At 69.1% G+C, this 11,753-nt stretch carries 13 protein-coding genes; 1 reads left to right on the top strand and 12 read right to left on the bottom strand.

Annotated elements, in window-relative coordinates:
- Positions 1-45: 45 nt before the first annotated feature.
- From dapA to C8D78_RS11985, 3 genes are all read right to left on the bottom strand, one after another.
- The gene (gene dapA, locus C8D78_RS11995; protein WP_120953950.1) at positions 46-954 is read right to left on the bottom strand and encodes a 4-hydroxy-tetrahydrodipicolinate synthase; all 909 of its coding nucleotides are present in this window, start codon (positions 952-954) and stop codon (positions 46-48) included.
- A gap of 104 nt (positions 955-1,058) precedes the next feature.
- The gene (locus tag C8D78_RS11990) at positions 1,059-1,823 is read right to left on the bottom strand and encodes a carbon-nitrogen hydrolase family protein (protein ID WP_120953948.1); all 765 of its coding nucleotides are present in this window, start codon (positions 1,821-1,823) and stop codon (positions 1,059-1,061) included.
- Between the two features lie 31 nt (positions 1,824-1,854).
- Positions 1,855-2,244, bottom strand: a complete 390-nt coding sequence (locus C8D78_RS11985; protein ID WP_244208369.1) for a hypothetical protein — start codon at positions 2,242-2,244, stop codon at positions 1,855-1,857.
- 191 nt (positions 2,245-2,435) lie between these two features.
- On the opposite strand from C8D78_RS11985, the gene C8D78_RS11980 reads away from it, so the two are divergent.
- Positions 2,436-3,689 carry a heparan-alpha-glucosaminide N-acetyltransferase domain-containing protein gene (locus C8D78_RS11980; RefSeq protein WP_120953946.1) on the top strand — a complete coding sequence of 418 codons (1,254 nt, stop codon included), beginning with the start codon at positions 2,436-2,438 and terminating at the stop codon, positions 3,687-3,689.
- Positions 3,690-3,695: 6 nt separating this feature from the next.
- On the opposite strand, the gene C8D78_RS11975 is transcribed toward C8D78_RS11980, so the two are convergent.
- The 9 genes from C8D78_RS11975 to C8D78_RS11935 form a co-directional block, all read right to left on the bottom strand.
- Positions 3,696-4,178 (bottom strand): hypothetical protein, encoded by a 483-nt coding sequence (locus C8D78_RS11975; RefSeq protein WP_120953944.1) that lies wholly within the window; start codon positions 4,176-4,178, stop codon positions 3,696-3,698.
- Between the two features lie 5 nt (positions 4,179-4,183).
- Positions 4,184-4,942: a 4-hydroxy-tetrahydrodipicolinate reductase gene (dapB, locus tag C8D78_RS11970; RefSeq protein ID WP_120953942.1), complete on the bottom strand. Its 759-nt coding sequence runs from the start codon at positions 4,940-4,942 to the stop codon at positions 4,184-4,186.
- A 76-nt stretch (positions 4,943-5,018) separates the two neighbouring features.
- The gene (locus C8D78_RS11965) at positions 5,019-5,495 is read right to left on the bottom strand and encodes a molybdenum cofactor biosynthesis protein MoaE (RefSeq protein ID WP_120953940.1); all 477 of its coding nucleotides are present in this window, start codon (positions 5,493-5,495) and stop codon (positions 5,019-5,021) included.
- Positions 5,485-5,997: a MogA/MoaB family molybdenum cofactor biosynthesis protein gene (locus tag C8D78_RS11960; RefSeq protein WP_120953938.1), complete on the bottom strand. Its 513-nt coding sequence runs from the start codon at positions 5,995-5,997 to the stop codon at positions 5,485-5,487. Before C8D78_RS11960 ends, C8D78_RS11965 begins: the two co-directional genes overlap by 11 nt.
- Entirely contained in the window at positions 5,994-6,512 is a 519-nt protein-coding gene (moaC, locus tag C8D78_RS11955; protein ID WP_120953936.1) for a cyclic pyranopterin monophosphate synthase MoaC, read from the bottom strand. Before moaC ends, C8D78_RS11960 begins: the two co-directional genes overlap by 4 nt.
- Complete coding sequence (locus C8D78_RS11950) at positions 6,500-7,723, bottom strand: molybdopterin molybdotransferase MoeA (RefSeq protein WP_120953934.1); 1,224 nt, start codon at positions 7,721-7,723, stop codon at positions 6,500-6,502. The genes moaC and C8D78_RS11950 overlap by 13 nt, the downstream gene beginning before the upstream one ends.
- 27 nt (positions 7,724-7,750) lie before the next feature.
- Entirely contained in the window at positions 7,751-9,565 is a 1,815-nt protein-coding gene (locus C8D78_RS11945; RefSeq protein WP_425266695.1) for a molybdopterin-dependent oxidoreductase, read from the bottom strand.
- A 35-nt stretch (positions 9,566-9,600) separates the two neighbouring features.
- Positions 9,601-10,932, bottom strand: a complete 1,332-nt coding sequence (locus C8D78_RS11940; protein ID WP_120953932.1) for a sensor histidine kinase — start codon at positions 10,930-10,932, stop codon at positions 9,601-9,603.
- Positions 10,919-11,689, bottom strand: coding sequence for a response regulator transcription factor (locus tag C8D78_RS11935; protein WP_244208368.1), 771 nt, complete (start codon positions 11,687-11,689; stop codon positions 10,919-10,921). The genes C8D78_RS11940 and C8D78_RS11935 overlap by 14 nt, the downstream gene beginning before the upstream one ends.
- Between the last annotated feature and the right edge of the window lie 64 nt (positions 11,690-11,753).

The following is an 11,753-nucleotide window of genomic DNA, read 5'->3' as shown; positions in this document are numbered from 1 at the left end:
AGGCAGAAGCCGGGCTGGTTTTCAACGATCAAGATTGGCTCCTGATCAGGAAAAGACCATCCCCGCTTCCGCCAAATCCTCGCGGATGATTGCGATCTCAGCCTCGTCCGGCTCCACGAGGGGCAAACGGACAACCGAGTTGGGCAGGACTCCCTGCCACTTAAGAACCTGCTTGGCAGCGACAGCACCCTGAATGTGGGTCATCACTGCGCGGACCACGGGGTCCAGTTCGAAATGTAAGGTGCGGGCGGTAGCAAAATCGCCTGCAAGTGCGGCATCGATCAGGGCGCGGAACTGCCGCGTCGCGACGTGCGCGGAGACGCTGACGAGCCCGACGGCGCCGGCGGCCATCCACGGCAGCGTCAGGCCGTCGTCACCGGAGTAGACGTCGAGGTCAGTGTTCGCCAGGACTTGTGTGAGGGCGGCGAAATCGGCCTTCGCATCCTTGAGCGCAACGATGTTGGGGTGGTCCGAGAGCCGGATCATGGTCTCGGGCAGGATGGGCACGCCGGCACGGCCGGGGATGTCGTAGACCATGACGGGGAGGTCGGCGGCGTCGGCCACGGCCTCGACGTGCGCCTGGATGCCGGCCTGGCTCGGCTTGTTGTAGTACGGGGTGACGATCAGCTGGCCGTGGGCTCCGGCCTTGACTGCGCGCTTGGCCATCTCAATCGAGTGCGACGTGTGGTTGGTGCCGGTCCCGGCGATCACCTTGGCGCGGTCGCCTACGGCCTCGACGATGACGCGGAAGAGCTTCTCTTTTTCGTCGTCCTCCAGGGTGGAGGTCTCCCCCGTGGTGCCGGAGATGACGAGGGCGTCGTTGCCGTCGTCGACGAGCTTGCTCGCCAGTTCCGCCGACTGCTTGTAGTCGACCTCACCGTCCGCGGTGAAAGGCGTGACCATGGCAGTCACGAGGGTCCCGAACGTGTAAGAGCGAATGTCAGAGTCAGCCATATGAAAAACGTTACCTTGTCTCCGGCATGTTAGGACAATGGCGGCAGTGTGACGAACGTCAAACATACCGGACGGAACGTCATGTTTCCACCGTCCGGCCGGACTCAGGGCCGCCGAATCCGCGTCAGGACAGTGTGCTGGAGGCTTACGGTCACCACCTCGGTCCCAGTGCCGGCCGCCTGCCGGATCGGGAGACCGTCAGGACCCCAGAAGCCGGTCAGTCCGCAGGAGGGCCCAAGCGGCGTGGTGCCGGCAACGTTGGCCAGGACGGAGAACATCCGGTTGTCCATGGCACGGGCGCCGAGGTGCAGTCCGAGCCGGTGGTCTTCGCCCGCCGTGTAAAGAGCCGAGACGGCGTAAATGTCCGCACCTGCTTGCGCCGCCCATTCGGCGTGGCCGGGGCGGGCCGCGTCGAAGCAGACACCCAAGGCAATCTTCCAGCCGTCCAGTTCCAGGATCGCGGGCGTGCTGCCTGCGACGAAAAGCTGCTGCTCCGCGCCGTGCAGCCAGGTTTTGAAGCCGGGCTCGATGGTGCCTGCCGGACGGACGGCCAGGGAGGCGAGCCGCGGCGTGCCGTCGCCTTCCTTGAACGCGGCCCCGACGATCGCGGTAATCCCTGTGCGCCGGCAGATTTCCCGGATGCCGTCCAGTCGTTCGTCCCCTGGGCTTAGCCACTCCTCCGGGCCTGCGAACAGGTCCAAGCGGTAGCCCGTCAGGGAGAGTTCCGGAAAGATGACCAGCCGGGCGCCATGGGATTCGGCGTCTTCGATCAGGCGGATGTGTTCGCCCACGTTGGGCGCAACACCGCCGTCCAGAGCCTCGTATTGAACGGCCGAGAGCGTCAGGTCAGTTATTGAGCCGGTAATCACACTGTCATCCTAGGCACCTCCGTCCGGGACCTCACGCCGAAGCAGTGGCTCCGCCGGGAGCCGCGGGCGGAGCCGCGCAGTAACGCCCGACAGCAGCCTCGCGCAAGGACTCCGCCCAGGCCGCGAGACGCTGTGCCGCGCGCACGTAGTGGAACAGCTCGGCGGGAGTGAGGGCATCAAGGTCCGTCTCGGAGAGCCGCCGGGCCAGCTCCGCGCCGGGCGGCTGCACGGCGAGCGCCGTGCCTTCCCGGCTCCACTGAATATCCTCTGCGGGTTCTCCGGCGACCAACCGCCGGAAGAGGAAGTCCACAACGCCCGGGCTCATGGCCTTGAGGACGCCGGCCCCTGCCTCACAGCCGTCCACACCTCTGGCGGGCGATGCGCTGATCTGCGCCCCGCCCGGGCGGCGCCCTCGCGACAACTCGGGACCTGTTGATTCAGGGCCCGCAGGTGTTCGTCCCGAATTGTCCCGGCCCGGAAATTCGGGATGTGGGAATGCGGATTCTGAGGCGTTGTTCATGCGCTCATACTATTCGAACATATATTCGAATTCAAGACTTCGGCGGGACTGCAGCGGAGCCCCGCGAGGGCCGACCGTGAGACGATCAGTCGATGACCGCGCGCGGAATGACCACTGCTTCCCGGACCGTCACGGGCACTTCCGTCGGCGCCCGGCTCGGCGGCATCGACGCCGCACGCGGACTGGCGCTGCTGGCGATGATGGCCACGCATGTGTTGGCGACGTTCGGGTCGGACGCTCAACTCACCCCAACATGGATCGGACTCGCATTCTCCGGGCGGGCATCCGCGCTATTCGCCGTGCTGGCCGGCGTCGGCCTGGCTTTGTCCACCGGGAAGCAGCAGCCCGTTCAGGGACCCGAACTTTGGGCGGCCCGCCGGGGCATTGCCCTAAGGGCCGTCGTCGTCGGCGCCGTGGGACTCTGCCTGGGCGGCCTGGAAGTGAACATCGCCACCATTCTGGTCCACTACGCGTTCCTGTTCCTGTGCGTGCTGCCGTTTGTCGGGCTCGGGGCGAAACGCCTGCTCGTACTCGCTGCGGCCTGGATGGCGGCGGCGCCGGTGTTGGCCTACCTGCTCCGGCCGTGGCTGCTGTCCGCGGCTCCGCCCTTGAAGCTGGGCCATAACCCCGGCTGGGAGGACCTGGCGGCTCCGGCACGGCTGTTCGGCGATCTCTTCCTCACGGGCTACTATCCGGTCCTGCAGTGGATCGCATATCTCCTGGTGGGGCTCGCGGTCGGCCGGATGGCGCTGTCAAAAACTGCCGTGCCGTTCCTGCTGCTGGCTGCCGGAACCGTGACGGCTGTCCTGGCCAAGTGGCTGGGGCTGGTCCTGATGGAGGACTGGGGCGGCCGGCGCGCCCTGGAGGCGCGGATCGGCGACCCCGCCTATCCGTTGGATAGCCTGCTTCAAGTCAACCTCGCCGGCGTCGACCAGTCAGGCTCGGTCTGGTGGCTGGCCACCAGTTCACCGCACTCGGGCACGACGCTGGATCTGTTGCATACCTCGGGGGTCGCCGTCGCCGTGATCGGCGCGTGCCTCCTGCTGGGGCGGCTGGGCACGTGGCTGGAGCTTGATCTGTTGCTCCCGTTCCGCGGCATCGGGGCCATGACGCTGAGCCTCTACACCGCTCACGTGTGCGTCATGGCGGCCTTGCACGGTCTGCCGCTGGCGCCCGGCTGGACCGTGGAGGGCGTGTACGTGGCGCAGGCTGCCCTCATGCTGGTGCTCGGCGGTTTCTTTGCGAGGCAAAAGTGGCGCGGGCCGCTGGAGTGGGTGACCCATGCCGCCAATCAGCTTGGCCGGCGTCGGCCGTCCCGGGCACGCCGGCCTGCCCGAGCCGGCTAACGTCCGCTAGGGCTTCTGCGCCCCGGAGCGGAACATCCGCACGGCGTCGCGCATCGAGGCGCGGGCCCGCTTGCGGTCGCCGGCGGCGTCGTAGGCGCAGCTGAGCCGGAACCAGGAGCGCCAGTCCCCGGGTGCAGCTTCGGCCTCAACGCGGTACTTCTCAAATTCCAGGTCTGCTGCTTCCCGGATGATCCGGCCCGCGGGTGTGCGCGGCAATGTGTCTTCCGGCAGGCCTCCCTCGGCTTCGAGAATCTTCGCCAGACGCTCGGTGCGGGCCCCGAACAGCAGTTCCCGGATCAGGGCCCAGGCGCCGATGACCGGCAGGACCAGATAGGCGACGCCGATGGCCTTCGCCACGAGGTTGGGGTCCGACATCAGGAGCACGGAGCGCTGAACGGCCACCACCAGGTAGAACACGAGCAGCAGGGTAACGGCACCTACCCAGATCTTGGTGCGGTTGGCTTTCAGGGCGGTCAGGGCGGCGGACATCCGGCTCAGAGTCCCAGGTCCAGGTAGCCGTCGAGTCCCACGGTGAGGCCGGGGTGCGCGGCGACGTTGCGGATCCCCAGCAGCACTCCGGGCATGAAAGAGGCCCGGTCGAAGGAGTCGTGGCGTATGGTCAGCTGCTCCCCCGGCCCGCCCAGCAGGACCTCCTGATGCGCGACGAGGCCGCTGAGCCGGACACTGTGGACCCGGACGCCGTCGACCTCGCTGCCGCGGGCGCCCGCGAGCTCCGTGGTGGTGGCGTCCGGGCTGGAAGGCACCCCGGCGGCCGCGCGCTCGGCGGAGATCAGCTGCGCCGTGCGCACGGCGGTGCCGGAGGGGGCATCCACCTTGTCGGGGTGGTGCAGTTCGATGATTTCCACGGATTCGAAGTACCTGGACGCCTTGGCGGCGAAGGCAGAGGCCAGGACCGAGCCGAGGGCGAAGTTGGGGGCGATGAGGACGCCGACGCCGGGCCGGGTGGCGAGGAGTTCCTCCAGTGCCGCGAGCCGGCCGGCGTCCCAGCCGGTGGTGCCGACCACGGCGTGCATGCCGTGCTCGACGGCAAACCGGACATTCGCCTCGGTGGTGTCGGGGACGGTCAGGTCCACCACGATCTGCGCGCCGGAGCTGACGAGCGTCTCCAGGGAGTCGTTGCGGCCAAGCGCTGCGACGAGTGTCAGGTCCGGGGCGGCTTCGACGGCCTTGACGGCCTCGGCGCCCATGCGGCCGCTGGCGCCCAGCACGGCGACTGAGAGTTGTTCGGTCATGCCCTCAACCCTACCGCCGGGGCCGGTGCCTTCCGGAACCGGCGGCTTTGGGTTACAGCCGACGCCCGGCGTTTGCCTACTCCCCCGCGCCGACCCATTCGACCGTGCCGTCGGCGAAGAACTGCTCTTTCCAGATGGGCACCTGGGCCTTGATCCGGTCCACGAGTTCGGCACACACGGCGAAGGCCTCGCCGCGGTGGGCTGCGGAGACGGCGCAGACCAGGGCAGGGTCGCCGATCTCGAGCATCCCGATCCTGTGGGCCGCCCAGATCCGCACCGGCTGCTGCTGCGGTTCGCCGGCACCCCCTGGCGGTGCGGCATGCTCCGCCACGAGCGCGGCGACGACGTCGGCCATCACCTGGTGCGCCGTGGGGTGGGCACTGTAGCTGAGCCGGGATACCTGCTTGCCGCCGTCGTGGTTGCGGACGACGCCGCTGAAACTGACCACCGCACCGGCGGTGTCCGATTCGACGGCCGCGATGGCCTGCTCCACCGAGATGGGCTCGGCACTCAGCACGGCATGCACGATTTCAAATCCGGTTTCAGTGCCCATGGCTGCCTTCCAGCTGGTCGCAAAGATGTCCAACGATGGGATCCAGCACGCTCAGGCCGTCCATGACACCCTTCGGGGATCCGGGAAGGTTCACGATGAACGTCTGGCCGGCCGCGCCCGCGTGCCCGCGGCTGAGCATGGCCATGGGGGTCTTGGCCGCCCCCGCACTCCGGATGCCTTCCATGATGCCCGGGATCTCCCGGTCCAGCAGGGGCAGCGTCTGCTCGGGGGTGGCGTCGGTGGGGCTGAGGCCGGTGCCGCCGCTGGTGATGATGACCGCCGGCTGCTGGGTCAGCAGGGCCCGGAGCGCGGCTCCCACCGCTGCCCCGTCCGGCACCACCAGGGCAGGAAAGGGCTCGAAGCCGTGCTCGGTCAGCCAGTCGATGATGACGGGACCCGTGAGGTCCTCATAGACACCGGCGGCGGCGCGGGTGGAGGCGATCACGACGCCGGCTTTCCGGCCGGTCGCTTCGCCGTGGCGGCGCGGTTCGGGCATGCTCATACGGTCCAGTCCCCGCTCTTGCCGCCACTTTTGGCGAGCACTTTGATGTCGGTGATGACCGCGTGCTTGTCCACGGCCTTGATCATGTCGTACACGCTCAGCGCCGCGACCGAGGCCGCGGTCAGCGCCTCCATCTCGACCCCGGTGACGCCGCGGGTCTTGACCGTAGCGAACACCGTCACGAAGTCGGCGTCGAGCTCAAAGTCGATGGTGACCTTGGCGATCGGCAGCGGGTGGCACAGCGGGATGAGGTCGGGGGTCTTCTTGGCCGCCATGATCCCGGCGATACGGGCAACGGCCAAGGCGTCGCCCTTCGGGAGCTCGCCGTCGCCAAGGAGGGCCAGGACTTCGGCCGTGCTGCGGACGGTCGCGGTGGCCGTGGCTTCCCGCGTGGACTGGGCCTTGTTCGACACATCCACCATCTGGGCCGTGCCGTCGTGGCGGAGGTGGGTCAGGCGGTTGCTGCCGGCGTCGCTGTTTCCAGGTGCGCTGTTTGCTTCATTCACAGGATCCATACTTCCACTTCATCGCCCGCGGCGAGCGCCGCTGTTCCCTCGGGAACATGCACCAGGGCATTGGAACGGGCCAGGGCGTGGACCAGGTGTGACCCGGCGCCGCCTTCCAGCCGGACCGTGCCGTCCGGATCCAGCGTGCCGCGCCGGACCTGGTGCTTGCCCGGCGGGGAAGTCAGCGCCTCCGCCAGCCGCGCCCGGACAGCGGGCCGCGGCGCCGGAGCACCGAGGAGCTCCGTGAGGACAGGGCGCAGGAACATTTCAAAAGATACGAGGCAGCTCACCGGGTTGCCGGGAAAACCCAGCACCGGGACGCCGTCGAAGCTGCCGATCCCCTGCGGACCGCCCGGCTGCATCGCCACGGCCCCGAACTCGACGTCGTGTCCGGCCATGGCCTGCCGGACCACCTCATAGGCGCCCTTGCTGACGCCGCCCGTGGTGACGATCAGGTCCACCGACGCGGCGTGCCGGCGCAACAGCGCGGCGAGTTCTTCGGGCCGGTCCGTGGAGATGCCTGTCCGGGTGACCTGCAGCCCGGCCTGGCGCATGGACGATTCGAGCAGCGTGCCGTTGGAGTCGAAGATCTTGCCCGGGCCCAGCGGGTTGCCCGGTTCCACGACCTCGTCGCCGGTGGTGACCAGCAGGACCCGCAGGCGGGGGCGGACAGGCACCTCCGTGAAGCCCAGCGCCGCCAGGAGCCCCAGTTGCCCGGGGCCCAGGAACGTCCCCGCGCCCAGTGCGAGCTCGCCGGAGCGGATGTCGCTGCCGGCGTCGCGCACAAACGTTCCGGCGGCCGCGGCCGGCAGCCTCACCGTCGCGGGCTCCCCGGGCAAGGGAAAGGAATCGGGAACCGCCCGTTCGATGGGAACGACGGCGTCTGCCCCGGCCGGCATCATGGCCCCGGTCATGATCGGGGCGGCCGTGCCGGCGGCCAGTTCCGCTGGAGCGGCACCGGCCGGGACGGGTGCGACGACGAGTAGTTCGGCACCGGCGTCGGGCACGTCGGCGCTGCGGATCGCGAAGCCGTCCATCTGCGAATTGGCGAAGGGGGGCAGATCCAGCGGCGCCAAGATGTCGGCAGCCAGTCCCCGGCCCAAAGCCTCGAGCAGCGGGAGCCGTTCCACCCGCGCCGCGGTGAGGAGCGGGGCCAGCAGGGCCCTTACTTTGTCCCGGTGCGCTGCCACACTGACGTGCCTTGTCTCGGTGCGGTGCATGCGTTTTCCTGACCTTTGCTCGGCTAGCTAGGATTTCACCTCAACTCTAACGGTGTGGTAGCCGGTGGCGCCGCTGGGCGCGACGGGGGTGGACTCCTCGACTTGGGGCACCCCGTCGAGGTCCGTGGCCCGGACCTGGACCTCGTAGCGTCCGGGAGTCAGCTCAAGTCCCAGCTTCCACTGGTACCACGTGTCCTTGGAGATGCCGGGGGCCAGCTCGGCCTGCTGCCAGCCGCCACGGTTGACCCGCAGCTCCACCTTGCCGATGCCGGTGTGCTGGTCCCATGCGACGCCGCCGAAGACCACCGTCCCGGCCGTCAGGTTGGCCCCGTCCCGCGGCACGTCGATCCGGGACGAGGTCTTGATGGGACCGCGTTCGCTCCAGCCGCGGGGCGTCCAGTACGCGACGTCGTCGGCGTACCGGGTCACCTTCAGCTCGGTGACCCACTTCGTGGCCGAGACATAGCCGTACAGGCCCGGGACGATCATCCGGACCGGGAAGCCGTGCTCCAGCGGGAGCGGTTCGCCGTTCATTCCCACGACCAGAAGCGCGTCCCGGCCGTCTGTGAGGGCCTCGAGCGGCGTGCCCGCCGTCCAGCCGTCGACGCTGCGGGACAGCACCATGTCCGCGCCGGCTTTCGGTCCGGCCAGGGCGAGTAGCTCGCGCACCGGCCACCCCAGCCAGCGGGCGTTGCCGATCAAGTCCCCGCCCACCTCGTTGGAGACGCAGGCGATGGTCACGTGGCGCTCGGTCATCGGCTTTGCCAGGAGGGCGGCAAAGTCGATTTCGATCTCGCGTTCCACCAGGCCCGTGACTTTCAGAGTCCATTGATCCGGGTCCACCAGCGGGACGCGCAGGGCGGTATCGATCCGGTAGAAATCCTTGTTCGGCGTCACAAGCGGACCGAGGCCGTCCAGGTGGATCTCCGCCCCCGCGGGGATGGGTGGCGCCGGTGAGGCGGCCGCGGGGAGCGCCAGTTTGCTGCGCACGTCACTGACGACGGCGGCTGCGCCCCTGAGCGTGGACGCAAGCACGCCGGCAATGGCGCCGACCGCGGCGGTGCCGCCCAGCGCCAGCAGGAAGCGGCGGCGGGCGGGCCCGGATTCGCTGGCAGTCGGTTCGACAGGGAGCGGTTCGACAGGGAGTGGTTCGGCAGGCTGCGATTCGGCAGCCGCCAGGCCGGGCTCGACGGCAGGGGCCACCACCGGCCTAGGACGCGGCCCTGCCGGGTCTTCCGCCGCCGGAGCCGGCGAGGCTCCGGCATCGTCCGTAGCGGGCAGCCACACCTCGAGTTTTCGGATGAGCCAGCGCAGCAAGGCGATCCCCACGAGTGCCACCAGCACCGGCACGGGGATGGCGTTCGCGGTCAGGTCGGCCCGGCTCAGGACGGCGACAAGGCCCGCGGCGCCGAACACCGCGATGACGGTCACCCCGGCGAATCGGCGACGCACCTCCAGGACACCGGACAAGGCAGCGAGCGCGGCGATGATCAGGGACATGCCGCCCAGGAGGGCCAGCTTGTCCGCGGTACCAAAGACGGAGATGACCCACTCCTTGACGCCCGGAGGGACGGCATCGATCACGGCCCCGCCCACGGCGGTCACGGGAGACACCGTGGGGCTCACCAGGCTGGCTGTGAGTTCGCCGAGCACCACCGCGGTCCCGACCGCCACCAGCCCGGCCCCGGCGGCCCAGAGATCCCGCATCCGCCGTTGCCTGGCCCGCGACTGCCTGACCTCCGTCGGCTGGACTGCCGGTTGCCGAGGCTGTCCTTGCTGCACCTGCGTTCCGCCTAGAGGCCGGTTCTTGCCGAGTTCCTTGTCCATGTCATTTCCCTGCATGTCATTTCCCTGCCCGTCGAAGCCCACGCGCCGGTTCACCGTGGGCGTCCTGCCCGGAGTTGGTGGTCCGTAGCTGCCCCTGGAGCCACGCCCGGGGTTCCGTCGCTGGAATTCCCGTCTGGGGACTCTCGCCCTGGGGACTCTCGCTCAGGGGGCTCCTGGCCCGGGGACTCTCGCCCTTGGGGCTCCTGGCCGGGGAGCAGCAGCGAGAAGCGGCATCCGCCGTCGACGTTCTCCACGGTGACGCTGCCCTGATGGGCGGCGACGATTCCGGCGACGATGCTCAGGCCAACCCCGGCCCCGCTGAAGCGCAGGGTGCCTGCCGCCGCGTCCGAACCGGGCACGCCGGCGGCGTCGTACGGGCCGGGCAGGCGGCCGGATCGCCGGGCCGGGTCCTTCTGCCAGCCGGTCTCGAACAGGTGCGGGATGTCCTCTTCGGGGATTCCGCCGCAGCCGTCGGTGACCGCGACCACCGCCCGGTCCCCGTCCCGGCCCACTTGCACGGTGACCCGGGAGCCGGGTGCGCTGTGGACAATGGCGTTGAGTACGACATTCCGGATGGCGCGTCCCATCGCCGGGCCGTCGGCGAGGGCCATGCATTCCCTTTGTCCGCCGCCGTCGAGCGTGATGCCGTGCCGCTCCGCCACCGCGGCGAGGTCGGCAATGGCGTCGCTGGCGAGGTCGTACAGGTCCAACGGCTCGGCCTTGAGCCGTAGGGTTCCGGCGTGGATCTTGGACAGTTCCAGGAGGTCATTGACCATGCCCGCCATGAGGTCGGTCTGGGCGATGATTTTGCGGTAGTAGCCGGGGACGTCCGCTGCCATGCCGTCTTCCAGGGCCTCGGCCATGGCCCGCATGCTCGCCAGTGGCGTCCGGAGGTCGTGGGAGATCCAGCTGACGAGTTCACGGCGTGCGCTTTCGACGGCGGCCTCACGCTGCCGGGACGCTTCCAGCTTGCGGCTGCTGGACTCGAGCTCGGCGGCAAGGGCGGCAAGTTCGTGGCTCATCACCGGGGACTGGATACCCGGGCTCTCGCCGCGGCCGATGCTCCGGGCGGCCTCGACCAACTCCTTGGCGTTCTGTGACACCCGCGATCCCAGCACCAGCGCGATGGCCACGGCCACGGCGGAGGCCACAGCCAGGACGTACCACATGACCTCAAGGTCCCGTGCCGAGATGAACATGGCATTGAAGGCGCTGACCATTCCCGCGATCAGCACCGCCACGGCGGCGAGAACCACCACACAGATCTGCACCGCGAACGACGCCTGGCGCAGCGGCTTCAGGACCAGGAGGGACGCGGCCCCGATCACGGCGCCCCACGCCACGGCCCAGCCGATGATGGTCAGGAGTTCAGAGGTCTGCACCGGCGGGCTCCTCTTCGTCGCTGGGGTCGCTGGGGTCGCTGGGGTCGCTGGGGTCCAACCGGTACCCCACGCCCCAGACGGTTTTCAGGATGGAGGGACGGGTGGGGTCGTCCTCGATCTTCTCCCGCAGCCTCCGCACGTGGACCGTCACTGTGGAAAGGTCGCCATAGTCCCAGCCCCAGACGGCCTTCATAAGTTCTTCGCGGCTGAAAACCTGCCGGGGACGGCGCAGCATGAAGGCCAGCAGGTCGAATTCCCGGGCTGTCAGCATCAGGGGACGTCCGTGCCGGGTGACCGTGCGTGCGGCCGGGCTGAGGTAGAAGCCGCCCACTTCGACAGCGGGCTCCGGGCTAAATTCGGGGATGCTCCGGCGCAGGACCGAGCGGACCCGCAGCACCAGTTCACGCGGCGAGAAGGGTTTGGTGACGTAGTCGTCCGCGCCGGCCTCCAGTCCCAGGATCCGGTCGTCTTCCGTTCCGAGAGCGGTGAGCATGATGACCGGGACACTGTGGGCCGCCCGGAGCCGGCGGCAAACTTCCACGCCGTCCAGGCCCGGCAGCATCCGGTCCAGCAGGACCAGGTCCGGGCGCTGTTCGCCCGCGAGCCGCAGGGCCGTGAACCCGTCGGCGGCGAGGACCACCTGGAATCCCGCCTGGAGGAGATAGTCGCGGACCACTTCAGCGATGGTCGGCTCATCTTCGACGAGGAGGATGCGCCGGTACTCCGTTGGGTCCGGGGCCGGCTGGGTCGTATTCACGCTTCCAGCATAGGTTCGCGGGCCGGCCCGGGGCAGTGATCGGGACGTCCGCGGGACATCGTTC

The sequence above is a fragment of the Arthrobacter oryzae genome, assembly GCF_003634095.1.
GTDB lineage: Bacteria > Actinomycetota > Actinomycetes > Actinomycetales > Micrococcaceae > Arthrobacter > Arthrobacter oryzae.
This window is presented reverse-complemented; position numbering and strand designations above follow the sequence as displayed.

What these genes read in the sequence shown, in the direction of transcription:
- dapA (WP_120953950.1), bottom strand. Translation starts at nt 954, where the DNA reads ATGGCTGACTCTGACATTCGCTCTTACACGTTCGGGACCCTCGTGACT.
- C8D78_RS11980 (WP_120953946.1), top strand. Translation starts at nt 2,436, where the DNA reads ATGACCGCGCGCGGAATGACCACTGCTTCCCGGACCGTCACGGGCACT.
- C8D78_RS11975 (WP_120953944.1), bottom strand. Translation starts at nt 4,178, where the DNA reads ATGTCCGCCGCCCTGACCGCCCTGAAAGCCAACCGCACCAAGATCTGG.
- dapB (WP_120953942.1), bottom strand. Translation starts at nt 4,942, where the DNA reads ATGACCGAACAACTCTCAGTCGCCGTGCTGGGCGCCAGCGGCCGCATG.
- C8D78_RS11965 (WP_120953940.1), bottom strand. Translation starts at nt 5,495, where the DNA reads ATGGGCACTGAAACCGGATTTGAAATCGTGCATGCCGTGCTGAGTGCC.
- C8D78_RS11960 (WP_120953938.1), bottom strand. Translation starts at nt 5,997, where the DNA reads ATGAGCATGCCCGAACCGCGCCGCCACGGCGAAGCGACCGGCCGGAAA.
- moaC (WP_120953936.1), bottom strand. Translation starts at nt 6,512, where the DNA reads ATGGATCCTGTGAATGAAGCAAACAGCGCACCTGGAAACAGCGACGCC.
- C8D78_RS11950 (WP_120953934.1), bottom strand. Translation starts at nt 7,723, where the DNA reads ATGCACCGCACCGAGACAAGGCACGTCAGTGTGGCAGCGCACCGGGAC.
- C8D78_RS11945 (WP_425266695.1), bottom strand. Translation starts at nt 9,565, where the DNA reads ATGCAGGGAAATGACATGGACAAGGAACTCGGCAAGAACCGGCCTCTA.